Here is a 22,206-nt window from a genome sequence, read left to right as displayed (position 1 = left end):
ATGTGACATTATGGTATATAATAGATAGCATACAGTAGGGGTAATGGTCATGAAAAACAAAGATAAACTAAGGCATGTTTCGCATACCAATGAATGGTTAGAACATATTTATGAAACCATCATTCAGAAGGATGAAAAAGAATATGCTTTTGTGGAAATGAATATCAAACAATTTCGCTATATTAACATCGAATATGGTTGTGCCTTTGGTGATCATGTATTAGTCAGTATGCAACAGCTTTTAGAAACACAGTTAAAAGGACGTGGCTATGTCGCAAGACGATATGCAGATACCTTTGATTTCTTTGTTGAACATAATCATGAGACGCATGTCTTGGATTCTTTTCTGATGGATATCATAGATGCTGTATTTGAAAATGGAATAGAAGGATTACATAAAAATCTATATACCTCTTTTGGCATATATTTATTGCATGAGGAATGTCCACCTTTTGCGAAGTTACAGACATTGGCAGGCATTGCGCGAAAACAATTACATCACGACAGACGGACCTTCAGCTATGAATTGGCGCAGCAAGATGTCGTGCAAGAATATTTAAAGACCTATCGCTTATCGACAAAGCTTACTCAGGCGCGCTTTCTTAACCAGTTTCAGATTTATATTCAACCTAAGGTAGAACTGCAGACACACAAAATCTGTGGCGGTGAGCTGTTGATGCGGTGGATATTAGAGGATGGGACGATGGTTCCCTTAAATGAATTTATGTCTACCTTTACCAAAAATGGCGATTTATATATGATTGATTTACAGCACTTTGATAAGATGTGTGCTTTCCTTCAGCAGCGCATAAAGAAACATAAGGCAGTAGTGCCAATCAGTTTTAATGTGACCAATTTAACCGTTTTTGATGGTGATTTTCTACAAGATTATCTAGGGACGTTTCGCCAATATTCTTTACCGAAAGATCTGATTGAATTTGAATTTACCGAAGATATTCATTTTGAGAAAAAAGATCAGGTACAAGATATAATTGATATTTTCCGCAGTGAAGGATTCACTTGTACCTTAGATGATTTCGGTAATGGTTTTTCTTCCTTTGATTTGTTAATGAATGCTGCCATTGATATTATTAAGCTAGATCGTTTGTTTTTTCAGGGCATGTTGAGTGAACAGCGAAAACGGGTCATCCATAATATCATCGACATTGCGAAAATCAAGGGAATCAAGGTCTTGGCTGAAGGTGTGGAAACAAAAGAATATGCACGGTTTGTAGAAGCAGAAGGCTGTGACTATATACAAGGCTTTTATTATTATCGTCCAATGCCTTTGGGTGAATTTGAAAAGCTTTTAGACAGTGATAAGATCTTGCCCTATACGATGGATGATAAATAAAAGGATTGTGTTCAGCAGGTGGTTTTGACTATGTTATAAACATGGCGGATCCACCTTTTTTGGTAAATTTGTACCTTCATCATAAAACAGAAAAAGAAAACCGGTAATTTTATAAGGTTATTTTGCTTTTTCATAAGGTATGTAGTATATTAATATTGGAAAATTAAGGTTGTGCATATACAAAATGAAGGAAGGGTAAAGGAATGGTAAGAAAAATTGGAATCGACTTGGGGACAACCAATCTGTTGATTTGTTTAGACAATAAGGGTGTCATCGTAGATGAACCATCTGTCATAACGGTAGATGCCTCTAGCAAGAAATGTATTGCGGCAGGATTAGATGCCAGAGAGATGTTGGGACGTACACCTAAGAATATGCTTTGTATTCGCCCATTGAAGGATGGGGTGGTCGCTGATTTTGAAGCAACGGATATGATGTTAAATTATTTTCTTAAGAAATGTGAATTAAAAGGAATGTTTAAAAAGAACATTATTTTGATTTGTCATCCGACTAAGATAACATCCGTTGAAAAGAATGCGATTCGTGATTGTGCATATCGTGCAGGAGCAAAGAAAGTTTATTTAGAAGAGGAACCAAAGGTTGCGGCTGTGGGAGCTGGTTTAGATATTGGTAAAGCAAGTGGTAATATGGTACTAGATATTGGGGGAGGAACAAGTGATATCGCCGTATTGTCTTTGGGTGATATTGTATGTTCAACATCAATCAAAACAGCCGGAAATCGTATTACTCAGGATATCATTGAAAATGTTCGATCAAAACGTAAGATGTATATCGGTGAACAAACAGCAGAAGAAATCAAACAGAAGATCGGAAATGCGATGGTCGTAAAAGATGCGGAAACCATTTCCGTGAGTGGACGTGATGTGGAAACTGGACTTCCTCATGCTATAGAAATCAATAGCAATGAAGTAGAAAGCTATATTCGTGGTAGCCTTCAAGAAATTGTACATGCCACAAAGACCATTCTTGAGGTTACTCCTCCAGAATTGGCATCTGATATTGTTCAGCATGGATTGGTGCTGACAGGTGGAGGTGCCTTGTTGAGAAATCTGGATACCTTGATGCGCAATGAGTTGATGATTCCGGTATATGTTGCTGAAAATGCGCTGCACAGTGTTGTGGATGGCTGTAACATCATGCTGCAGAATTTATAATAAATGAATGTAAGTAAAGAATACCGATAAAGAATACCGAAAGAACCCCCTATGCTTTATGCATAGGGGGTATAGCATTATATAGGATATGGATGGATACCATTATACATCTTTGTCACAAGTATATCGCGGTAATCCAAGGCTATGTTTACCATATTCAATCGCTTCTTTAGGACAACGATTGATACATGCCATGCAATGCGTACAGTGCTTTCCCCATACCGGTTTTCCCTTTTTCAATTGAATATTGTTAAGTGGGCATACGTTAACACATTGACCACAAGATATGCAATGATCACTCGCATAAAATTTTTTTGCATGGACCATAACAGGATAAAACAGATAATTTACAATTCCACTCTTTATTCTATCCATGAAAGATATTGTTGTATGTGGCAACGGCATTCCTTTTTTAATAGTAAGAGCCGTATGATCGATGATACTTTCCGCCTGATCAATGATTTGCAAAGCTTTATCTTTTGTTGGGGTAGTAAATAATGCGATATAGTTTTCCGGCATGATGATCTTGATGCAGCCATAGTAATTCATGTTCTTTTCAGCACACAATCTTTTAAGATATTTCCCTGCGTTACCGATACTATCACCACAGGTCATTACAAAATAAATATTCTTATTTCCTGTGAACTTTGTTTCCCTGATCCACGTATGGACAATACGTGGTATTCTCCATGCATATGTTGGGACAACAATGACCCATGGGCGTTGTGAGGTTACTTTTGCATTGTCCTTTTCTTTACATTTATCAAAAAGATTCATTACCTCATCTTGAATCATTTTACTTATTCGTTTTGCTACATATTCACTATTTCCTGTACCTGAAAAATATAAAATCATAGGGCATTCTCCTTTGCGTTTGTTTTCGGCTTTATGCTGGCCGAAATTAAGTTCATTAACTTAGCAAGTTCTTTCCAATGCAATATCTCTTAACTTGTTCAATACATTCATTCATAAAATTTAGATGTCTTTTACGAATGCGTTCTCTTGTAACATTCTTTGACTATTGTATCTAACATACGCATGAAAATCAACTTTGGTAAAGCATGTCTTTCGCATAAGAGGGGTGTATGTTTTGCGTAATGAGCACAAGATGAAAGCCTTAGCGTAATAGCGAGAATGGATGTGAATGTTTCTATCACGTAATCAGGATGAACATTACCTAATGGGAATGCTAAAGAATATGAAAAATAGGCAATTGGAAAGATATTGATCATCCTCTGGATCCGAATCTTAAAACAATAAACTATTATAAGTTAATTCTTAGATAGTGGTATAATGAGTGTATCAAAAACAACGATAAGTTGTTAAAAAGAAAGGTGATTTTTATGTTGAAAGCTGCTTATATCGTGCCACATCCACCCATTCTGCTTCCCGAAATAGGAAAGAAAGAGGAAGAAAAAATCAGTCTCACAAGGCAAGGCTATGAAACGATTGCAAAAGATATCGCCCGTATTCGTCCACAAACAATCGTGATATGCTCACCGCATGCACCGGCCTATATGGATTATATTCATATTTCCGATGGAGAACAAGCGTATGGTGATATGCGTGCATTTGGCTGTGAACAGGTGCAATTTCATGAACATTATGATGTGGATTTCATCAATGTCCTTTGTTCCCTGGCCCAAAAGGCTCATTTGCCGGCTGGTACCCTGGGGAATCAGGAACCTGTATTAGATCATGGTACGATGGTACCACTTTACTTTATAGAACAAGCATATCGTGATTTTCAAATGGTCCGTATTGCTGTATCCGGTTTGGATAGAGATACGCATATACAATTTGGAGAATGCATATATAAAGCCGCAACATCCTGTGGGAAGGATGTAGTGCTCATAGCCAGTGGCGATCTGTCACATAAGCTCAAGAAAGATGGACCTTATGGCTATACCAAAGAAGGGCCTGCCTTTGATGAGGCCTTTGTAAAACTTTTAAAAGCAGATGCTTTGAACGATATTACCACTTTACCTAATGATATTTGTGAAAAAAGTGCTCAATGTGGTCTACCTGCTTTTCAGATGATGTTGGGGGCAGTTCAGCATCAATATGAGCATTGTCAATTTTTATCTTATGAAGGAGCATTTGGGGTAGGCTATGCAACGGCAATTATTCGGATGAAAATGCAAGATCCCTATGTAGCCCTGGCTCGTAAGGCACTGGAAACCTATGTCAAAGAAGGACGTATATTAAGAGACGATGAGGTAGAAGATAAAACGCTTTGCCAACAGCATGCGGCAGTATTTGTGAGCATACAAGAAAAAGGACAACTACGTGGATGCATCGGTACGCTGCAAGCAACAAAAGAACATATCGCACAGGAAATTATATCCAATGCGATTGCGGCCGGCAGTCGTGATCCGCGGTTTCCTCCTGTACAAAAAGAAGAACTTGCACACCTTGTGTATCATGTGGATGTGTTATGTGAGCCAGAGCAGATTACATCCTTTGCCCAATTGGATGTGAAACGTTATGGCATCATTGTAAGTGATGCCTATCATCAAGGCGTGTTGTTACCTGATCTGGAAGGTGTGGATACGATACAACAACAGGTAGCAATTGCTTTACATAAGGCAGGAATTGATGAAAACGCTTCTTACACCTTAGAGCGCTTTGAGGTGATACGTCATGAAGAATGTCGTTTGTGATCTTTGTTTTCATCATTGTGTACTGAAGGAAGGACAACGCGGATTCTGTCGAGCTCGTATCGTCAAACACGGTAAAATAATTTGTGAAAACTATGGAAAGATTACCTCATTGGCTTTAGATCCCATCGAAAAGAAACCGTTGCGAAGGTTTCATCCCGGCTCTAATATCTTATCCATAGGCAGCTATGGCTGTAATATGCGCTGCCCATTCTGTCAAAATCATGAAATCAGTATGAGCGAGACGATACCATATCATCCCATTTCACCTGCAACCCTTGTTGAATTGGCTTGTGCGAAACGAAAAGATGGAAACATTGGTATTGCCTTTACATATAATGAACCTTTGATTTCCTATGAATATGTTTTCGATTGCGCAGTTGCAGCAAAAGCTAAAGATCTAGCAGTTGTCATTGTCAGTAATGGCATGATCGAAACAACCAAATTATTAGCGCTATTGCCCTATGTTGACGCAATGAATATTGATCTGAAAGGATTTCAAGATAACATCTATGAGGAATTAGCCGGTAATTTGGAACAGGTGAAAGAAACGATTCGCTGTGCTGCAGCCCATACGCATGTGGAAATAACTTCGCTTATCGTTCCCCGGCGTAATGATGCAATCGCAGATATGCTGAAACAATGTGAATGGCTGGCCCAAATTGATACAAATATACCACTACATATCACACGCTATTTTCCACACTATCATCAATTGGATGCTACTACGGATATCCGGCTGCTAGAACGCTTACTTCAAGGAGCTAAGCAATATCTGACTTATGTCTATAAAGGCAATTGGTAGGTTTTTGTACACAGTCAAATACATGCAGAAGGAAGGGAAGTGCTGTTCGCAAAATAGCATTTCTTTTCTATTACATGAGAAGAAGTATAATAAAGCAAGCGGTCATAGCTATTAGAAAAACGTTAATTTTCGTAATAGTAACAGCAATATAAATGTTAAATCTTTGAAATAAGAATAAAAAAAGATTAAAAATCTGATCATCTGCATAAACACAGGGACTTTAAGCAATATGAATGAAAAGGCAAAAGAGATTTACCGTTAATTTACTACTATTGAAAGAATCTTGATATGACAAAGAAAATAGCATAAAGAAAAGTAAAATGGCATTTTATACAAGATATGAGATGTCTTTTCGTTGCTGTAACACAGCATAACTTGTCCTTTTTCTGCTTGATTGTCTATCATTTTTTAGAGCATGCATTGTCAAGAGCTTGTTGCGTAAGCAATGCTTGCACTCTTGAAAAAACATGGGATAAAAAAATATATATAACATATAGCAGAAAACGGATGACGGTCTATATTGCAAATGTTATAATATTGTCAATTACCTTATTTATACGGGAGAAGAATATTATGGATTTTGCTATATTTAGATTGTTTATACGGGTTTCATTATTTGTTATAGCTTTAATTGCTTGTATTATCTATCTTATCAAAAAGAGAAAGCTTGTTTATGCGATATTTTTTGATAAAGAAGCGATAAAAAAAGAATATACTGGAAAAAACGATATAATATTTCTTCGATTGGCGAATGCCGTCTTTATGATAATTGCCATTCTTTTAATCTTATATTTGAAAGATTTTGTTTTAGATATGCCTTATATCATAAACAAACAGTATAGCTATGCAGAAGGATATGTGACTGAACAAGCTCATGGTGGTGCGGATGTATCTTCTGAAAGAAGAAGTATTTTTCTATATGATGAAGTTACAAATGATGAAATCGAATTTACAGTATTTTCTGGGTATGTTGATAAACATACTTATTTAAAAATACAGTATCTTCCACATACGAAATATGGTGCTATTTTAGAAGATAAATAACATACAATTTTTTCTTTTTTGGTAATGTGATGCTATTAGTTGAACAGACGGAGTGAGCCTGCGGCGAGCGAAGATTAAGCCCCCGTTATCTAAAAAAGGGGGCAGAAAAAACAAAAGACAATGGACATTCACAAACGGAAAAAGCTGTATTTACAAGGTAAAACTGCATTTTATAAGGTGTGATATAAAAAGTATCTATTTCACACGGCAAATATATATAAACTTATTGAGGAGGATTATGTAAATGAATATTGCAATGATTTTAATAGGTGGTCTTATTTTTCTTTCTTTTCCAGTTATTGTTTTGCAAAAAATCAAAAAAATGAAACAAGAAAATACAGACGAGGCAAAGAAAAAATTAAATTTATTTCTTATTTGTATGATGCCCGTTCCAGTAATAGCTATTGTACTTATTTTACTTGGTCTTAAAGCATTTATATAGTAAACATCAAAGCTTTATAAGTGAAATGAGGGATTCTATGGATAAAAAGGAACTTATAAAACTTTATTTACAAAATGTGGATAAAATGTTCGGATATGCCAACATGGACGCATATATTGATGAGCGATTAAAGAAATATATGAAATACTTGTCAAAGTGAAGAACCACTATTGTTGTTGAATGATTTTGAAAAAATTGATTTACCGATTATGTATTTAACAGCAGGTAAAAAAAGAGTTTTGGATATTGAAAATTATAGGCAAGAAGTGGTAAAGAAAATACAAGCACTTCATTACGATCAGAGTAGTTGGTCTTAGGATAGACTGCTTTTTCTATACATCTTTTTATTGACAGGCAATTATCAAGATACGGTAGTTGCCTTTTTTGATTGGAGGAATTTTAGAATGAATGATAAAAACTTTATTGAAGAATTAAGGCAAAAACGTGCCACCCAAATAAATAAACGGTTTTATTACTTGTGGTGTTAACTGTCTAAGTAGAAAATGATACTACATCTGATAACATATGGATGTCAAAAGAGTAGGACTCACACGAAACGGTGAACTTGCTTTTTTCTATTCCTTTCGACAAATGATATGAGAACGGTTCCATTCTTTATGAATTCATACAAATGATGTGAATTGTCATGGAAATATAGCACGGACACTATAAAAATATGCAGAATTTTAGTATAATGAAAGATATTGCGCAGGAGGTAATCATATGGAACAAGAGCTGTTTGAGAAATATACGAAAACATATGGAAAACGCTTTACAAGAAAGCAAAAACATAAATTTGCAAAAGCTTTGCATGAAGACATGACGCAAGCCGGTTATGAAAAGACGATGATAAAAGGCAGCAAGCTCATCATTATGAAAGCTGAGGATTATTTTTATGGCAATCGCAAGCGTATGAAGACGGTCATCGTTGTGCCATATGATACACCGGAACGTAAATTCTGGCATAAGGTGTTTTACTTTCCTCTTGATGGAACGAAAACCATGAATAAAACCTTAATTGCTACTTATGTACCGATTATCTTATTATATGTATTTATTTTAGCGGGGCTGTATATTGGTGGAAATTTTCTAAGTGCGCCCACAATGGCAAATCTAATGTCCTTTCTGATGTTTGTACTGGTAATCTTTTTGATCTATCTGATGGTACATGGCATCGGTAACCGCCATAATGTGAATCGTAATTCCAGTGCAGTGGCGGCTGCGGTGGCATTAGCTAAAAGTTTGGATAAAGATGAACGTCAACGTATTGCGTTTCTATTTACGGATAAAAATAAAGGGAGCTTTTTAGGAGCGAGATGTGCCGATGAGGACTTTGTCAAGGATGGTAAGAATCCAAATGTGATTTGCTTAGACTGTATCGGTAAAGGGGATACAACAATGATCGGCTATAACCCTAGCAATCGTAAGCTGGCAATGGAAATTGCTAAGTGTTATCCAGAAAAAGGAAAACAAATAGAAACTATTAAGCTAGATGAATCTATGCGTGTACAAACTGCAATGTCTTATTTCCGTAAAGCCGTTGTGATTGCCAGTGGTACTCTTGATGAAGATCATCGTCTGTATGTGATGGGAACAGGGACCAGTAAAGATCGGGATGCTGATGCCACACAGATAACAAAAATTATCAACATGTTGCAGGCTTATATCAAAAGCCAAAAATAAGTAGAGAAGGAGGGAATGTATGTTAAGAAAAATCTTATCCCTTTTACATAACAAAATATTTATTGTCGCTGTCTTGATTCTGATACAGTTGGGAGTATTCTTTGGTATCGTTTTTCAGCTGAGCGAATACTTTGTCTGGATTTATTTTCTTTTAATTGCGTTAAGCTTTATCATCAGTGTGTATGTCATTAACCGCAATGATAATCCTACCTATAAGATGACGTGGGTCTTGTTGATTATGGCATTACCGGTGTTTGGTGGATTGATTTATTTATTGTTTGGCGGTCAAAAGGTGCCCAAAGAATTGCGTATTCGTGATAATCAGGCATTTAGTGAATATAAGGAAATCATATGGCAAAATGCTGAAATCATGGAAGAATTGCAAAATAGTGATACAGCAGCATTTAAACAAGCGAATTATTTATGGAAAAATGCCGGTTTTCCTATTTATAAACATACAGAAACAACCTTTTTTCCGATTGGCGAAGATAAATTCACTGTAATGGTAGAAGAATTGAAAAAAGCGGAGAAGTTCATTTTTTTAGAATACTTCATTATCGCTCCGGGTGTCATGTGGGATACGATTTTGGATATTCTGATTGAAAAGGTGAAACAAGGAGTAGAAGTACGTGTATTATATGATGATGCTGGGTGTATTACGACCTTAGCACCTGATTATTATAAGGTATTACAAGGCTTGGGGATGAAAGCGAAAGTATTCAATCCCATTAAACCAAGACTAGCCATTCAGATGAATAATCGCGATCATCGCAAAATCTTAGTTATTGACGGTAAGGTTGGGATGACCGGTGGTATTAATCTGGCTGATGAGTATATCAATGCGAAAGAACGTTTTGGACATTGGAAAGATTGCAGTGTCATGTTAAAAGGTGAGGCGGTCTGGAATCTGACATTAATGTTTTTGCAATTCTGGAATTATGATGAAAAGATCAAAGATAATGTATTTGATTTTAAACCGGATTTCAATGAGTTTATAGATATTGAAAATGATGGCTATGTGCAGCCATACAGTGATTCTCCGACGGACAATGAGAATGTAGGGGAATATACACATATCAATATGATCAATGGTGCCAATCGTTATGTTTATGCGACAACGCCTTATTTAGTGATTGACAATGAGATGAAAACAGCACTGACCTTAGCAGCCAAGAATGGTGTAGATGTACGTATTTTAGTACCTCACATTCCGGATAAATGGTATGTATTTGCGGTAACCAGAGCCAATTATCAGCCATTAATAGAAGCTGGTGTTAAAATCTATGAATATACGCCTGGTTTTGTCCATGGAAAGACTTTTGTCGTTGATGATGATATGGCCGTTGTGGGAACTGTTAATATGGATTATCGTTCTTATTATTTACATTATGAATGTGGTGTCTGGTTCTATCGCAGCAAGGTTGTTATGGATGTAAAACAGGATTATTTACATAGTTTGGCAAAATCACATGAAGTTACCTTGGAAGAATGTAAGAATGTGAAACTGCCAGTGCGTATCATGCGTTCCATCTTGAATTTATTTTCACCAATGATGTAACATCAGATGAGGCAAGTAGTCTCATCTTCTTTTCATTTGGTTAAAAAAGAAGTGAGAAAATGGGATGTTGATGATGTTTCTTTTACGTGAAAATCCCTAGAATACTTTACCTTTTATCAAGATAATAGTATAATATTTAACTATGAGGTGTATAGAATATGACGATAAAAACAGGTTTGATCTGCGAAGGCGGAGGCACAAAGGCTGCATATACTTGCGGTGTTCTACAATGTTTTTTAGATAATGATATTGACTTCCCTTATACGGTAGGCATCAGTGCAGGTGCAGAGGTATTATTACCTTTTGTATCAAAACAACGTGAGCGTTTGCGGATTTCAGGTGTAGATGCCGCAAGCGATCCTAAGGCGATTGGTGTATCACCATTGTTACATGAACGTGGTGTCTTTGGTATTGATCATGTATGTAAGTTTATTGAAGAGCATGCACCATTAGATTATGCGGCATTTATGAAAAACCCGACACAGTTGGATATTGGTGTGTATAATATGGATACTAACGAAGTTGAGTACTTTGGCAAAGAATACTTCGATCCGATCGAACAACGTTTGATGAAGGCATCTTGTTCTTTATTTCTATTAACGAGACCGGTGAAATTCCGCAATCATACGTATATGGATGCAGGATTGGTGGATATGATTCCAATTGAACAAAGTATTCGACAGGGCATGGATAAACACGTCTTTATTTCAACAAAAGAAGAAAATTATGTACGCAAACCAGCACCGGGGTGGCAGATACAGTTAGCTCGCTTGATGTATCCTGGAAATAAACAGATACGTGAATATTTGCGTATCCGTCATGAAAACTACAACCGCCAATGGGGTATTGTGAAAAAGCTGGAAGAAGAGGGAAAAGCAATCGTATTAAGACCAAGTGCCGATTATGGTGTCACGCGTTATACAAGTGATAAGGAATTATTGCAGCGTTGGTTTGACTTAGGTTATGAGGATACGGAAAAACGTTTGACCATGATACGTGAATTTATGGAATCGTAACAGATTCCTTTTTTTTATGTAAAGTGATAAAAACAATCGACGTTTTTATTGTTTATCGGTATTGAGGATCGTTTACTAGGGCACTCTTAGGAATATCAAATATGAAAGCCTTTTTGTGGCAGCTTTTGACAATCAAAATAATTGGTGTTTATGATTCTGCCATAGCTGTCATCCTTAAGGAACGTTTTTTGATAAGGATAAAAAAGATATTGCTAGTCAATCATTCTATCGTCGGAAACAAATTTGCTCTTTACAATTAATCCATAAGAAATGACAAGAGACAGATCTTGTGAAAAAGCAGGCATTCATCCTTCTGTGCTCTCTTTTATATTTCCGGCTTGTCACACAATGATTAGCTTTTTATAAGAAACTAAGAAAAGCTTGGATAGTTTCAACATCCTGTAGTATACTGAAACAAATGGAGGTATGTTATGAAACAGGTAACGTTTATGATGTTAAAACCAGATGCTTTTGCAAATCATCAGGAAGATGAGGTCGTGGCAATGTTGACTGCCCATGGATTGTGTATTGAGAAAAGCTGTCGTTTAGAAGTGACGATGGAAGTTATGAAAGTTCTTTTAGACCATTATCATGGTGTCATTGATGCCATGGATAAAGAATTTAATTTTCCCGGGAAATTATTTGCGTCTTTTTATTACAATGGTCCAAGATACATTCAGCCAATGCGTGTCAGTTATGATGGTGAAGAAGATATTATCACATTGACTAGACAGCTGGTTGGAAAGACAAATCCGGCAGAGGCAGGACCAGAAACGATACGCGGACGCTTTAGTGAAGATAATTATGAGAAAGCAAGTCGTGAAAAGCGATTGGTGAATAATGTGATTCATGCATCTGATGCTAAAGAAAGTGCCGAACGGGAATTACAAATTTGGCAAAATTATTTATAAGAAAATATGAAATGCTGATAAAGCTCTTGTGGATGAAAAAGCTATTGTTAAAACGAAGGTTCAAAATGGAAAGATGAGGAATTCATCTTTTCTTTTACGCTTCTTCATCTTTTAAACAAGCTATAGATTTTCTAATAGATATTACCAGAAAGTACCAATTGCATATGATGGATTCGCTTAATTTTTATTAGGAAATAAGAATTCTCTTTTTTTACATTGACAACGCTGAAAACCAATGCTAGAATGAAATTGTTAATTCAGACTGTTACTCTTTCGAGGCATCACTGAAAATTTTTCAGGGTGTTTTGGAAGAGTTTTTTATTTGTTGAGGTGAAGGATATGTTGAAAATATTTAAGAGAACAAAAGAAGACGAAGTGTATTCTCCGGTCGCAGGAACATGTATAAAAATTGAAGATGTAAAGGACCAAATGTTTGCCAATAAACTGTTGGGTGATGGAATTGCCATTCTTCCATCGAAGGAAACCATCTATGCGCCAATCGATGGCCAATTGATAATGTTGGCGAATACGAAACATGCCTTTGGTATTAAAAATAAACGGGGGTTAGAAATACTGGTGCATGTAGGCTTAGACAGTGTGAAACTAAAGGGGAAAGGTTTTACCGTATATAAAGAGCTACATGAACATGTTCGTAAAGGGGAAGCTATTTTAAGCTTTGATCAAGCATTATTTGAACAAGAGCAAATAGATATGACCGTTCTGATTATTATTACGAGCAAGTCTGTGATTACTCATAAAACTTATGGGCAGGTATCATCTGCACATAACATCATGAAGATTGCATCGTAATCATCCTATGTATGGAAAGAGGTGAAATGGTATGCGGGTCATTAAGAAATTAAATAATTGTGTTGCTTTATGCATCGATAAAGATCATAACGAATTAATTGCTGTAGGTACTGGCATCGGTTTTGGCAAGATTCCATATGAACTAAAAGACTTAAGCATCATACAAAGAACGTATTACAACGTTGATCAGAAATACTTCCAACTGTTGCAATGTATTGACTATGACGTTATCGATGTGGCTACGAAAATCGTGGATTATGCGAAACGACGTATCCCATACGAATTAAGTTCAAATGTTATCTTTTCATTAGCCGATCATATTCAATTTGCCTTACAAAGGCATCAACAAGGATATATGATGAATTTCATGCTTACGGATGATTTGAAACAATTGTATAAAAAGGAATGTGATATTGGTGCTTATGCATTAATCATTATCCAGAAACAATTAAAGGCTACCTTACCTGATGATGAAAAGTATGCCATTGCGTTACATTTTATAAATTATGAAACCACGAATACAAAAGGGCAGAAAGCTGATCATAAAATACTTGACGACATTACGCAAATCATCGAAAGCGAATTTCATATCGAAATTGATAAAGATGGTTTCAACTATGCACGTTTTATCACACATATCCGCTATTTAATGAAACGTATTGTGGAAAAAGAAACATTGAAAACGGAAAATTCCATTCTATATGAAGAAATGGTTGCTAATTTTCCTAAAACGAATGCTTGTGTCCAAAAGCTTTGTACATATTTAGAAAAGAAGATGAATTGTCAATTAGAAAGTGAAGAAATTTTATATTTGATGCTGCATGTAAATCGTTTATGCATGCGTGAGGGGAAAAGCGTATAACCGCTTGGGGAGAGTCTTTTGGTATTAAAACAATGTATCGGCCGTACCATTGTTTAATACATATAGAGGAGGAGCAAAATGTCTAAAAATAAATTTCAGAAATTATCTGAGAATATCGTAAATTACATAGGTTCAAAGGACAATGTTACGTATTTTGTACATTGTGTTACGAGATTGCGTTTTAATTTAAAAGATAAGAGTTTATCAAAGCCGGAAGAGATTGAAAAGCTTCCTGGGGTATTAGGATGTCAATGGCAGGGGGATGAGTTACAAATCATCATTGGACAAGATGTAGATGATGCTTATCGTTTGATATGTAAAGAGCATGGTTTTGTAATGGAAGATGCCATTGATGAAGATTTGGATGTATCAGTGAAAAAGGAAAAGAAAAAGTTAACGATGAAAGGAGCATTTTCCGCAATTGCGGATATTATTTCCGGTTCGCTGATACCTTTTATCCCGGTTTTGATCGGTGCCGGTATGATCAAGGTGCTATGTCTGTTACTATCGACCTTTGGTATACTTGATCCCGCTAGTTCTACATACAATATGTTATCCATTGTAGGAGATGCCGGTTTCTATTTCTTACCTGTTTTTATCGGTAAAGGTGCGGCAAAGAAATTCAATACGGATGAAGGTTTAGGAATGCTGATGGGTTTGATGCTAGTAGCACCATCATTTATAGCATTAGTTGATGAAGGAGCTTCTATCACGTTGTTTGGCTTACCTGTTTATGCAGGTACTTACAGCTATATGGTTTTCCCAGTCATTTTATGTGTTATGATCATGGCACCAGTAGAGCGTTTCTTTAAGAAGATATCGCCAAGCTTTTTAAGAGTGATTATGGAACCATTCGCTACTTTACTTGTGATGATTCCACTAGCCTTCTGTGTGCTGGCGCCCTTAGGTGCAATCTTAGGTACGTATATTACGGCATTTCTGATGTGGCTGTATGAGACAACGGGTTTTATCGGCATGGCAGTGCTAGGTGCACTATATCCATTCCTTGTTATTACCGGTATGCATAATGCGACAACACCGTACTGGTTGGAGTCTTTTACAAAATTTGGCTATGAACCCATCGTATCCCCGATAGACTGTCTGAATAATATTAATCAAGGATTAGCAGCAGCGGCAGTTGCTTGTAAAACAAAGAATAAAGAATTAAAATCAACAGGGTTATCATGTGGATTTACAGCAATTATTGCCGGCATTAGTGAACCATCCATGTTTGGTGTAAATTTAAAATATAAAACACCATTGATTTGTGTTTGTATCGGTAACTTCTTTGGCGCCGGATTATGTGGCTTGTTGCAAGTATATTGTTACAATGTTTATGGAACCGGGGGAATGTTTGCCATCCCTTGCTACATAGGACCGACCGCGACGAATATTATCTTTTATATTCTTGCGATGTTGTTAGGAGGAGCCATCACTTTTATCGCGACGTATATAACGTTTAAAGATTGTGCATAGAAAGGAGACAACTATGAGTCTACGAAATGATTTCTTTTGGGGTGGTTCTACTTCAGCGGATCAATGTGAAGGAGCATGGCAAGAAGGGGGAAAAGGGATAAATGCAGTTGATGTCATGACGGCAGGTGATGTAAATACCCCAAGAGCGATCACCCTGGATATTGATCCAAAGAAAAATTATCCTTCGCATAAGGCGATAGATCATTATCATCGCTATCAAGAAGATATTGCTTTATTTAAGGAGATGGGGTTTCGCATGTATCGCTTTTCCATTGATTGGTCCAGAATATATCCGAATGGTTATGATACAAAACCCAATGAGGAAGGGTTACAGCATTATGATGAAGTTATAGCATATTGCAGGAAGTGTGGGATAGAGCCGATGGTGACATTATGCCATTTTGAGACACCGATAGGAATGTTTAAAAAGTTTGGTTCTTGGCTTCATCGCGATGCCATTGATTGTTTTGTTCGCTATTGTGAAACAGTGTTCAAACGTTATAATGGAAAAGTTAAATATTGGCTGCCTATTAATGAAATCAATACGATGACCGATTGTCCATGGTGGGCAGGTGCTATAAGCGAAGATGCCAGCTATAAAGAGCGTATGATTGCCGCCTATCATCAATTGATAGCACATGCAAAGGTGGTGACCTTGGCTCATGAAATCAATAAGGAGAATCAAGTAGGCAGTATGTATGGGGGAATTTTCTCATACCCTGCTACATGCCATCCTGATGATATTATGGCAAATGAAACATTTATGAAGAACTATATGTTTTACGTAGATGTGCAAAATCGTGGATATTATCCATCTTATAAACGTAAAGAACTGGCAAGAAAGGGAATTGCTTTACCAGTACAAAAGGAAGATGATGACATTCTAAGAAAGGGAGTTGTAGATTTCATTTCCTATAGTTACTACAATACGGTAGTTGTTGGAAAAGATACGAAAGATTTTGATTTGATATCCTTTACGACAGGCTATACAAATCCCTATTTAGAAAAGACAAAATGGGGATGGGAAATTGATCCGGTTGGTCTTCGCTATTCTTTAAATTATATGTATGATCGTTATCAAAAACCTATCTTTATCGTTGAAAATGGAATCGCAGATTATGATATATTGGAAGATGGCAGCGTACAGGATACGTATCGAAAATATTATTTAAAAAATCATATAACGGAATTGAAGAAAGCGGTTGATTATGATGGAGTAGATGTCAGAGGATATTTATGGTGGGGACCGCTAGATATCGTAAGCTCAGGAACCGGTGAAATGAAAAAGCGGTATGGTTTCATTTATGTTGATGTAGACGATCAAGGGAATGGCAGTGGAACGCGTTATAAGAAGTGTTCGTTTGCTTATTATAAGAAAGTCATACAATCAAATGGAGAAGATCTGGAAATTACAGAGTAAAAAAGCAGAAAAGCAGAGTATAGGAAATGCACTTTCATAATTTATGTATCCCCCGTATGGGGTACACTTTATGATGATGTCATCAAGACTCTGCTTTTCATTCCTTGTGAAATGACTTAACATTTATTTGGAATTTGTGGATAAATTTACATTTGAATCTGTACATAGAAAAAAAATAATGCTATAATATCTGCGCACGATTTCATGTGCCGGCTTAGCTCAGTTGGTAGAGCAACGCACTCGTAACGCGTAGGTCGTAGGTTCAAGTCCTATAGCCGGCACCATATTTGTAATGAAGGCCACGATAAAAGTGGCGTTTTTTATGAAAGCAGAAAAGTATACACTGGTTCCTTACCTCCCAGTATAATAATAGGCAATTCATAACATAAAAATAAAAGCACATGTTTTTTTGTGTTTTATCTATTTTTACTTATGGCCTTGCTTATTATGTGAGGTCATTTTTTATTGGAGGATATGCAAATGAAAAGAAAAGTGATTATTGACTGTGATCCGGGAATTGACGATAGTTTAGCGTTGATGCTGGCATTATCATCTTTAGAGATTGAAGTGTTAGGCATTACCATTGTTTGTGGAAATGCTCCATTACAACTTGGCTTTGCGAATGCTAAGAAAGTATTGCGCCATATGAATCGCCTCGATGTTCCTATTTATCTGGGAGCAGATAAACCTTTACAAAAACCTTTCTGTGATGCTTTAGATACTCATGGCAGTGATGGCTTAGGTGAAAGTTATTTAGAAGAAGTAGCGGGCTATGAGCAAAACATAGATGCTGTTAGCTTTTTATGTGAAACATTAACAAAGGAAGCTTGTTCCATTATCGCGTTGGGGCCTTTGACAAATCTGGCGCATCTCATACAGCAGAATGCCGCAGCGTTTGCCAACATCGAACAACTTGTTTCCATGGGAGGCAGTTATAAAGCACATGGTAATTGTTCACCCGTTGCGGAATACAATTACTGGGAAGATCCTGAGGCAGCTGCGATTGTCTATCATGAAATGGAACGCCTACAAAAACAAATCCATATGGTTGGCTTAGATGTGACACGAAAGATCGTATTAACACCGAATTTGCTTTCTTATATCGAACGTCTTGATGCAAAACAAGGAAGTTTCATTCGCAAAATAACAAAATTTTATTATGACTTTCACTGGAAACAAGAACATTTGATTGGCTGTGTGATCAATGATCCACTCGCAGTGGCATATTTTCTAAATCCTGCTATTTGCAGCGGCTTCAGCTCAAATGTACAAGTTGCGTGTGATGGGCTATCCCGTGGACAAACAATTGTGGATGCTTATGACTTTTATCAGCGAAAAGCCAATGCACATATTCTCACACAAGTCGATGTGCATGCATTTTTCCGCTTATTTATCAGCCGTATCTTAGCAATCCCAACCGATGCCTTAGATATTTTGGATACCGTATGTTAAGGAAGGAAAGGGAAGACATGAAAACAAAATTTACCATTTATCATATTAGTATGATAGCACTGGCTGTGGTGCTCAATTTGATTGGTGGACAAATCGCACTTATGCTGAAACTGCCGATTTATTTAGATAGTATGGGTACTATGTTTATTGCGGCAGTCTATGGTCCTTTCTATGGGATGCTGCCAAGTTTGTTAAGTGGCGTAATTTTAGGAATAACCGTTGATATGTATTCTTTATACTATGCTCCTGTCGGTATCTTTCTGGGATTGCTTGCCGGCTTTGTTTGGCGTAAAAAGCAAGATAAGCGATGGTGGTTTTTCCTTGGTGCTTTGATGATCAGTGTGCCAACGTCCTTCTTGAGTGCATTGATTACAGCATATCTATTTGGTGGTATTACCTCGAGTGGCTCTACCTTTTTTGTGCAACTTTTAGCGAAAACACCTTTAGGATTGACAATGAGCTGCTTTGTGGTACAAGTGATCACCGATTATATTGATCGTATGATTACGCTGCTATTTGTCGCTGCCTTATTAAAAAAGCTGCCAACAAGCCTACTGCATAATCTAAAACGACATGCAGAACGTTAATTGGACAGCGAACATAAGTAAAATGGTATTAGGTTTTATAGATAAGCAAGAGCTTTAAGAAGCTGCTAGTATAAAAAGAATTAGAAATAAATGAATCACGCTTCATATGAGCTATGCGCATTCAGTAATTTTCCGAATGGCGTGGACAGGACAAAGCTCATAACAGAGTCCACAGTGAAGACAATGGGATTGTACGATATGGTAAGGCTTGCCTTGTTTGATGCACTGTTGTGGACAGCTGCTCAGACATTTATTACAACCAATGCAATTTGTTTGTATCTGATAGCCATCCTGAAGCAGTTGTACATCATCCTCCATGCGTAAACATTCGCGATTGATGGGTTCCTTACCTAAATCAAACCATTCCAACACACCCTTTGCTACTTTAAAGGCTTCTAGGATATAACGAGAATCTTTCGGATACACTTGCTTCATCTGTGGGTTCTCCATAAAGATTTTATCGATCCACATGACTTGCTTTGTTAAATGTTCAACTTCTCCCTGCAGGCGTATCATTTGCCAGGAGGCATTCATTCCGGTAATGGCAATGACTGGCTTCATCATTAACTCCTGATAAAAGGCTTTTCCTCTTGCTGTACAAAAGTAAATGGCATTTTCATCCGCTAGCATTACATCAATTATGCGATTCTTTGGATTTCCTTGGGCATCTACACTGGCCATGGCTACACTGCGGATGTTGCGCAATTCTTGTAAGAGATCTTGTTTTTTCATATGCATCCTTCTTTCTTGACAACTTAACTATAACCCAAGCATAACGGAAAAGAAAGTTTGCCGTTTGGAAAATACCATTAAGAAAGAAGAGGCTGTACATAGAGAATCTTTTCATCTTGTTGCTTATTATCTTTTATCATTCTTTATTAAAGACTTGTTGGCTTTTGACTTGTCTTTATTATCCAGAGGCAATGTTAAGTTCTTCTCATTGCATAAGCTTGATTGACATAGTGATCAGCATATAAAAGTTTGCTAGCTCATAACCATTAAAAGAGGCACTGGCCTCTTTTTTTGTTGGAATATTTAAAAGTTTGCTAGCTCATAATCATTGAAAGAGACACTGGCCTCTTTTTTTGTTGGAATGCTTATATCACTTGCATAATCCATTGGCTTGAAGTTGTGTATATAGCATTTCCTCTTCTTCCTTTGGCATATGACATTTCCCCATGGTGACACTTGGTTTTGTCTTGCCATGGAAATCACTGCCACAAGTAATCAATAAATTGTGTTGTAATGCGGCTTGTTTATAATAAGCAATTTGCTCTGGTGTATGATAACTGCTGTACACCTCAATGCCATTGAATGGCAGTTTCAGCAGAGCTTCTAATAAAGCCGCATCTTCCTTCACATTATTACCGGGATGGGCCAACACTGCCAGAGCATGTTGTGAATGATAGAGGGCAATAGCTTTTTCCATACTCATATAATGAATAGGCACATAAGCTACTTTTCCTTGCGAACAATAATCCCAATAGAAATTCACATAAGGGTTATCACTGCGTGCACCACCAAAATAATAAGGTTTCATATGGGGATTGTCTTTATTACGCGCATCCTCCATGGCGATTTCACAAATAGTTTCGGCCACATAAATACCGTGAAAGCTGCGTCGTTTTAATTCTTCTTCATCAATATAAATATGCAAATGTTCTCTTAATAAAGCCAATCGCTGAGCGCTTGCCTGTTGCTCCTGGGTTATAATATCTTTTTCAATTTCGGCATATTCTTTTGCCTCGGGATTTATTCCATAGCCTAATAAATGAAAGTCGTGGCCTTGAAACGTACAATCCAGTTCAATTGCCGGTATCAATTGTACTCCTTTGGTATCTGTAACATCGTGATAAGCTCTGGTCGAATTATGATCAGCGATTGCCATAACGCGCAAACCGTTATGGTTGGCTTGCTCACATAATTCTTTAACGCTAAATTCGCCATCAATGCTGTATTGGGAATGCATGTGTAAATCAATGGTATTCATAAAGTAGCTCCTTTCAAGTTTCAATAATATAAGGGATAGGCAGTCGTGCTTTTTCTTCTTTGCTTAGCTGTGTTGTGATAAAAACATCAAACTGAGAGAACTTGGCATATTGATAATGGGCATATCGCTCAAATTTAGAGGCATCGGATACCAAGATGGCTTTGTGTGAGCGTTCTAAGATCGCCTTGTTCATCATCAATTCATCTTCACGCATATTGGCAGGACCATCCAAATCTTTACAGCCATCCATGCCAAAGATACACACATCAAAGAAAAGTGATTGGATCAAAGGCATGCTAAAATCGCCCGATAAACGTTTACCTTCAGGTACATACGTGCCACCTGTCATAATAATCTTATGACCACTATCCTGCATGGAAGATACTAAGTCTAAAGAATTTGTCACGAAGGTCAGCTGCTTTTTCTGTTTCAAAAACATACCGAGATAAGCGGCTGTGCTGCAAGCGTCAATATAGATGATATCATCATCATGAAGAAAGGCCGGCACTTGTCTGGCAATGCGTCGTTTTTCCTGAATATATTCTTGTGAGCGAATATCGTAGGGAATATCAATGTTGCTGGAACGTTCTCGGGCTCCGCCATGAGTACGGTATAAGACACCTTTTTCTTCTAAAAAAGCCAAATCTTTGCGAATGGTTTCACACGATACCAGCAATTCTTTTGCTAGCGCTTGTACATGAACGATATGCCGTGTAGCTACGATCTGTTCAATTTGCTTGCGGCGCAGGGTTGTTGTTTTTGACATGTCATCCCTCCTTACTTTGATTTTATCAAAACAAAAGAAAATTACAAGAAAGAATGGAAAACAAAAGAATTTATGTTTACATTTCAGCAGATATATGTTTTATATTGTGGAAAACAAAAGAAAATACGATGGGTATCTAATGGTTTTATTCCTTTGCCTGCATGCTTGTTCCTGATTTCCAATGATTGCCAGTAG

The 22,206-nt window shown here is 37.0% G+C and carries 21 protein-coding genes and 1 tRNA gene; 18 read left to right on the top strand and 4 right to left on the bottom strand.

Translation table 11 applies throughout. The features are described 5' to 3' along the window. Positions 1 to 49 precede the first annotated feature (49 nt). Complete coding sequence (locus AC1VS3_RS00230; protein WP_008689902.1) at positions 50 to 1,354, top strand: EAL domain-containing protein; 1,305 nt, start codon at positions 50 to 52, stop codon at positions 1,352 to 1,354. Between the two features lie 203 nt (positions 1,355 to 1,557). Beyond that, positions 1,558 to 2,529 (top strand): rod shape-determining protein, encoded by a 972-nt coding sequence (mreB, locus tag AC1VS3_RS00225; protein ID WP_008689901.1) that lies wholly within the window; start codon positions 1,558 to 1,560, stop codon positions 2,527 to 2,529. Positions 2,530 to 2,631: 102 nt separating this feature from the next. Here mreB and AC1VS3_RS00220 read toward each other — a convergent pair whose 3' ends face one another. Next, positions 2,632 to 3,384 (bottom strand): EFR1 family ferrodoxin, encoded by a 753-nt coding sequence (locus tag AC1VS3_RS00220; protein WP_008689900.1) that lies wholly within the window; start codon positions 3,382 to 3,384, stop codon positions 2,632 to 2,634. Positions 3,385 to 3,872: 488 nt separating this feature from the next. Here AC1VS3_RS00220 and amrA point away from each other — a divergent pair, with 488 nt between their 5' ends. From amrA to AC1VS3_RS00140, 16 genes are all read left to right on the top strand, one after another. Continuing rightward, positions 3,873 to 5,192, top strand: a complete 1,320-nt coding sequence (gene amrA, locus AC1VS3_RS00215) for an AmmeMemoRadiSam system protein A (protein WP_008689899.1) — start codon at positions 3,873 to 3,875, stop codon at positions 5,190 to 5,192. Continuing rightward, positions 5,173 to 5,994 (top strand): AmmeMemoRadiSam system radical SAM enzyme, encoded by an 822-nt coding sequence (gene amrS / locus AC1VS3_RS00210; RefSeq protein WP_008689898.1) that lies wholly within the window; start codon positions 5,173 to 5,175, stop codon positions 5,992 to 5,994. The genes amrA and amrS overlap by 20 nt, the downstream gene beginning before the upstream one ends. Positions 5,995 to 6,567: 573 nt before the next feature. Continuing rightward, on the top strand, positions 6,568 to 7,038 hold the full coding sequence (locus AC1VS3_RS00205; RefSeq protein ID WP_008686903.1) for a hypothetical protein: 471 nt from the start codon (positions 6,568 to 6,570) through the stop codon (positions 7,036 to 7,038). 244 nt (positions 7,039 to 7,282) lie between these two features. Then, positions 7,283 to 7,480 carry a hypothetical protein gene (locus tag AC1VS3_RS00200; RefSeq protein WP_008686904.1) on the top strand — a complete coding sequence of 66 codons (198 nt, stop codon included), beginning with the start codon at positions 7,283 to 7,285 and terminating at the stop codon, positions 7,478 to 7,480. A gap of 37 nt (positions 7,481 to 7,517) precedes the next feature. Further along, positions 7,518 to 7,640: a hypothetical protein gene (locus AC1VS3_RS00195; RefSeq protein ID WP_008686905.1), complete on the top strand. Its 123-nt coding sequence runs from the start codon at positions 7,518 to 7,520 to the stop codon at positions 7,638 to 7,640. Between the two features lie 563 nt (positions 7,641 to 8,203). Further along, on the top strand, positions 8,204 to 9,163 hold the full coding sequence (locus tag AC1VS3_RS00190) for a hypothetical protein (RefSeq protein ID WP_117548067.1): 960 nt from the start codon (positions 8,204 to 8,206) through the stop codon (positions 9,161 to 9,163). Between the two features lie 19 nt (positions 9,164 to 9,182). After that, positions 9,183 to 10,721, top strand: coding sequence for a cardiolipin synthase (cls, locus tag AC1VS3_RS00185; RefSeq protein ID WP_008686907.1), 1,539 nt, complete (start codon positions 9,183 to 9,185; stop codon positions 10,719 to 10,721). A gap of 158 nt (positions 10,722 to 10,879) precedes the next feature. Continuing rightward, positions 10,880 to 11,737, top strand: coding sequence for a patatin-like phospholipase family protein (locus AC1VS3_RS00180; RefSeq protein WP_008686909.1), 858 nt, complete (start codon positions 10,880 to 10,882; stop codon positions 11,735 to 11,737). A gap of 431 nt (positions 11,738 to 12,168) precedes the next feature. After that, the gene (locus tag AC1VS3_RS00175; RefSeq protein ID WP_008686910.1) at positions 12,169 to 12,648 is read left to right on the top strand and encodes a nucleoside-diphosphate kinase; all 480 of its coding nucleotides are present in this window, start codon (positions 12,169 to 12,171) and stop codon (positions 12,646 to 12,648) included. Positions 12,649 to 12,987: 339 nt separating this feature from the next. Beyond that, on the top strand, positions 12,988 to 13,458 hold the full coding sequence (locus AC1VS3_RS00170; protein ID WP_117548069.1) for a PTS sugar transporter subunit IIA: 471 nt from the start codon (positions 12,988 to 12,990) through the stop codon (positions 13,456 to 13,458). 31 nt (positions 13,459 to 13,489) lie between these two features. Next, complete coding sequence (locus tag AC1VS3_RS00165; protein ID WP_117565122.1) at positions 13,490 to 14,320, top strand: PRD domain-containing protein; 831 nt, start codon at positions 13,490 to 13,492, stop codon at positions 14,318 to 14,320. Positions 14,321 to 14,398: 78 nt separating this feature from the next. Then, entirely contained in the window at positions 14,399 to 15,796 is a 1,398-nt protein-coding gene (locus AC1VS3_RS00160) for a PTS transporter subunit EIIC (protein ID WP_008686916.1), read from the top strand. A gap of 13 nt (positions 15,797 to 15,809) precedes the next feature. Next, a complete protein-coding gene (locus AC1VS3_RS00155) occupies positions 15,810 to 17,216 on the top strand; it encodes a glycoside hydrolase family 1 protein (protein ID WP_481275470.1) in 1,407 nt (468 codons plus the stop codon). A gap of 208 nt (positions 17,217 to 17,424) precedes the next feature. Then, positions 17,425 to 17,500, top strand: a tRNA-Thr gene (locus AC1VS3_RS00150). A gap of 196 nt (positions 17,501 to 17,696) precedes the next feature. After that, positions 17,697 to 18,668, top strand: a complete 972-nt coding sequence (locus AC1VS3_RS00145) for a nucleoside hydrolase (RefSeq protein WP_020990855.1) — start codon at positions 17,697 to 17,699, stop codon at positions 18,666 to 18,668. Positions 18,669 to 18,685: 17 nt separating this feature from the next. Further along, positions 18,686 to 19,255, top strand: a complete 570-nt coding sequence (locus AC1VS3_RS00140) for an ECF transporter S component (protein ID WP_117548071.1) — start codon at positions 18,686 to 18,688, stop codon at positions 19,253 to 19,255. 111 nt (positions 19,256 to 19,366) lie between these two features. Here the strand turns inward: AC1VS3_RS00140 and AC1VS3_RS00135 are convergent, their stop codons facing one another. The 3 genes from AC1VS3_RS00135 to AC1VS3_RS00125 all read right to left on the bottom strand — a co-directional run bounded on the left by AC1VS3_RS00135 (position 19,367) and on the right by AC1VS3_RS00125 (position 22,011). Further along, a complete protein-coding gene (locus AC1VS3_RS00135; RefSeq protein ID WP_008686922.1) occupies positions 19,367 to 19,987 on the bottom strand; it encodes a 4Fe-4S binding protein in 621 nt (206 codons plus the stop codon). A gap of 370 nt (positions 19,988 to 20,357) precedes the next feature. Further along, positions 20,358 to 21,245, bottom strand: coding sequence for a PHP domain-containing protein (locus tag AC1VS3_RS00130; protein ID WP_117548072.1), 888 nt, complete (start codon positions 21,243 to 21,245; stop codon positions 20,358 to 20,360). Positions 21,246 to 21,258: 13 nt separating this feature from the next. Beyond that, complete coding sequence (locus AC1VS3_RS00125) at positions 21,259 to 22,011, bottom strand: DeoR/GlpR family DNA-binding transcription regulator (RefSeq protein ID WP_008686926.1); 753 nt, start codon at positions 22,009 to 22,011, stop codon at positions 21,259 to 21,261. Between the last annotated feature and the right edge of the window lie 195 nt (positions 22,012 to 22,206).

It is taken from the genome of Longicatena sp. (genome assembly GCF_982403165.1).
This window is presented reverse-complemented; position numbering and strand designations above follow the sequence as displayed.

Bases quoted from the DNA above. Each gene is read 5' to 3' on its own strand.
- AC1VS3_RS00130 (WP_117548072.1), bottom strand. From the start codon at position 21,245: ATGAATACCATTGATTTACACATGCATTCCCAATACAGCATTGATGGC.
- AC1VS3_RS00145 (WP_020990855.1), top strand. From the start codon at position 17,697: ATGAAAAGAAAAGTGATTATTGACTGTGATCCGGGAATTGACGATAGT.
- AC1VS3_RS00220 (WP_008689900.1), bottom strand. From the start codon at position 3,384: ATGATTTTATATTTTTCAGGTACAGGAAATAGTGAATATGTAGCAAAA.
- cls (WP_008686907.1), top strand. From the start codon at position 9,183: ATGTTAAGAAAAATCTTATCCCTTTTACATAACAAAATATTTATTGTC.
- AC1VS3_RS00205 (WP_008686903.1), top strand. From the start codon at position 6,568: ATGGATTTTGCTATATTTAGATTGTTTATACGGGTTTCATTATTTGTT.
- AC1VS3_RS00140 (WP_117548071.1), top strand. From the start codon at position 18,686: ATGAAAACAAAATTTACCATTTATCATATTAGTATGATAGCACTGGCT.
- AC1VS3_RS00125 (WP_008686926.1), bottom strand. From the start codon at position 22,011: ATGTCAAAAACAACAACCCTGCGCCGCAAGCAAATTGAACAGATCGTA.
- AC1VS3_RS00170 (WP_117548069.1), top strand. From the start codon at position 12,988: ATGTTGAAAATATTTAAGAGAACAAAAGAAGACGAAGTGTATTCTCCG.
- AC1VS3_RS00195 (WP_008686905.1), top strand. From the start codon at position 7,518: ATGGATAAAAAGGAACTTATAAAACTTTATTTACAAAATGTGGATAAA.
- AC1VS3_RS00200 (WP_008686904.1), top strand. From the start codon at position 7,283: ATGAATATTGCAATGATTTTAATAGGTGGTCTTATTTTTCTTTCTTTT.
- AC1VS3_RS00190 (WP_117548067.1), top strand. From the start codon at position 8,204: ATGGAACAAGAGCTGTTTGAGAAATATACGAAAACATATGGAAAACGC.
- amrS (WP_008689898.1), top strand. From the start codon at position 5,173: ATGAAGAATGTCGTTTGTGATCTTTGTTTTCATCATTGTGTACTGAAG.
- amrA (WP_008689899.1), top strand. From the start codon at position 3,873: ATGTTGAAAGCTGCTTATATCGTGCCACATCCACCCATTCTGCTTCCC.
- AC1VS3_RS00175 (WP_008686910.1), top strand. From the start codon at position 12,169: ATGAAACAGGTAACGTTTATGATGTTAAAACCAGATGCTTTTGCAAAT.
- AC1VS3_RS00180 (WP_008686909.1), top strand. From the start codon at position 10,880: ATGACGATAAAAACAGGTTTGATCTGCGAAGGCGGAGGCACAAAGGCT.
- AC1VS3_RS00135 (WP_008686922.1), bottom strand. From the start codon at position 19,987: ATGAAAAAACAAGATCTCTTACAAGAATTGCGCAACATCCGCAGTGTA.
- AC1VS3_RS00165 (WP_117565122.1), top strand. From the start codon at position 13,490: ATGCGGGTCATTAAGAAATTAAATAATTGTGTTGCTTTATGCATCGAT.
- AC1VS3_RS00155 (WP_481275470.1), top strand. From the start codon at position 15,810: ATGAGTCTACGAAATGATTTCTTTTGGGGTGGTTCTACTTCAGCGGAT.
- AC1VS3_RS00230 (WP_008689902.1), top strand. From the start codon at position 50: ATGAAAAACAAAGATAAACTAAGGCATGTTTCGCATACCAATGAATGG.
- AC1VS3_RS00160 (WP_008686916.1), top strand. From the start codon at position 14,399: ATGTCTAAAAATAAATTTCAGAAATTATCTGAGAATATCGTAAATTAC.
- mreB (WP_008689901.1), top strand. From the start codon at position 1,558: ATGGTAAGAAAAATTGGAATCGACTTGGGGACAACCAATCTGTTGATT.